General features: G+C 53.0%; 3 protein-coding genes. All 3 read right to left on the bottom strand.

The annotated features are described in order from the left end of the window. Nucleotides 1–269 (bottom strand): VirB8/TrbF family protein (locus tag Q1A70_RS19705; protein WP_299697589.1); only part of this gene is annotated, 269 nt, incomplete at its 3' end. Between the two features lie 18 nt (nt 270–287). Next, the gene (gene trbL, locus Q1A70_RS19700; RefSeq protein WP_299697587.1) at nt 288–1,577 is read right to left on the bottom strand and encodes a P-type conjugative transfer protein TrbL; all 1,290 of its coding nucleotides are present in this window, start codon (nt 1,575–1,577) and stop codon (nt 288–290) included. Next, a partial coding sequence (locus Q1A70_RS19695; protein ID WP_299695836.1) for an ATPase, T2SS/T4P/T4SS family occupies nt 1,564–1,902 on the bottom strand: 339 nt, incomplete at its 5' end. The genes Q1A70_RS19695 and trbL, both read right to left, overlap by 14 nt.

Here is a 1,902-nt window from a genome sequence, read left to right as displayed (position 1 = left end):
GCGTTGAGTTGCGCATTGGGCAGCGTATTGACGCTCGCTACCCCAATCACCTCTTCGCCATTTTTGACGCCTATGACATAGGGTTGTATTTTCGACTGAGCGCCAATGTAACTCACGCCTCCCACCGAGATAGCACTCACCATCAAAGAGAAAAACGCAAATAATTTCCAGTTGTGCGCTTGTTTGATGACACTGCCAAGGCGTTCATCCCACTCCTCTCTCGCTCGCTGGTACAAAATAGAGTGATCCTCTCGATCCTCTTTTGACATAATGGCCTCACTTTATGGTTATCGTTTTAAGTTGTTTCGGGGCTGATTGCGCTGCGCTTGCAAACGCTCTTTCAGTTGTTGATGCGACGACGCGGGTTTGACAGGCGGTGGAGAGGCGGAAAACGGTTTCATGCTTTCCGCCATTTTGGCGTGCCCGCCTTTGACTTTCGGCGCCATTTTCCCGCTTTGCGTCATTTGGCTAAAAGCGCGCCCCACTGGGCTTTGAGAGGCCATCGCTTGCATCACTGCGACCCCCATTTTTCCGGTCCCACCCGCCACTTTGCCCGCCACTGCGCCTGCCGTTTTCATATTCGGCGATAGACTGCTCAACGCCTTTTGACCCATTTGAGACCCCATCAGTGACTGACCGATGCCCCCGCCCCCCGCTTTCATCACCGAAGCGGCGGCTAAACCTAACCCTGCGGTTGCCCCAGCGGCGGCAGCGGCGCTGCCCACCGCTTTGCCCGTATCAAAGCTAAAGCGTCCCGTTGTCAGGCTTGAGGCCATATTAGGCACGGTTGAAACTAAGGCGTAATAGATGATGACCATCACCACCATCATCAAATAATCCGCTAATCCATCCGTCCCTCTATCAATCAAGGCGAGAAAGACATCATTACCAATGATGACCACAATTTGCATGATGAAGATTTGCACCGACATGCCCAGTACGGTGGTGAAATAGTTTATCGCATGATCTCGCGTCCAGTGACTGCCTAAAAAGCCCATCATCACCACTCCGGCGTTTAAGATGACGTAAGAGCCGACAATCAAGATGGTCAATTGCGCGGCAATCATTGCCATCACCACCAAAACAATCAACGCGCACAGACCCATAATGATGTACTGACCGACACTCCAACCCGAGATGGAGTCCCAGACACGCTGCGCCAACACCAGACCCAACTCAACGATGTTCGACGGGGTTAAGGCGTCCGCCCCGCCCGACAAGCGGGTCGCGACCTCTTGCAATGAATTTAAGAGCGTCCACGCCAAAGGCGCGGCATTATTGAGTAAGAACAGAGAAAAGCCGACGGTAATCACACGCTCAAACAGGTCAGCCACAAATTCATCCAACCCTTTTTGAGCCATCCAAAACTGAATGCTTGACCATGTAAAACTGAGTATGACCAACAACCAAAACAGCCCCGTGACAGCTTCGGTTATGATGGGTTGCCACGTCGCCGTGGTCGCCTTAAATTGCTCCAGCACGGTATCTAGCGAGTTGTTGTTCGCAAGGGCGGGCTGACTAAAGACCCATCCCCCCAAGGCGCTCATGCGCCCGATATGCCGTTTAATCCACCTCATGAGTGTGAGCCTCCCAAATCGTGCGCGTTTGATAAGCTTGAGCCTTCGCATCAAAGCCATCGACCTCAACCAATTCCAGCACCTGCCGTTGCCCTTGAGCATTGCGCCCCATGAACACCAGAGCGTGTACACTGCTGCCAATCAGAGCGTGATTTAAGTGCGGTGAAGCTTCGCTCACGCACTGCTCAAGACGTGATAAGCCTTGTAAAGCCGAATCCGCATGGATGGTCGCCACCCCACCCGAGTGCCCCGTATTCCATGCTTTTAATAGCTCCAAAGCTTCTCCACCTCGCACTTCACCCACGATGATACGGTCAGGCCGATA

The sequence above is a fragment of the uncultured Vibrio sp. genome (genome assembly GCF_947488985.1).
Lineage (GTDB): Bacteria > Pseudomonadota > Gammaproteobacteria > Enterobacterales > Vibrionaceae > Vibrio.
The sequence above is the reverse complement of the archived record's forward strand: the minus strand, read 5'-3'. Positions and strand labels throughout refer to the sequence as shown.

Excerpts from the sequence above, each read along its gene's own strand:
- trbL (WP_299697587.1), bottom strand. The coding sequence starts at position 1,577 with ATGAGGTGGATTAAACGGCATATCGGGCGCATGAGCGCCTTGGGGGGA.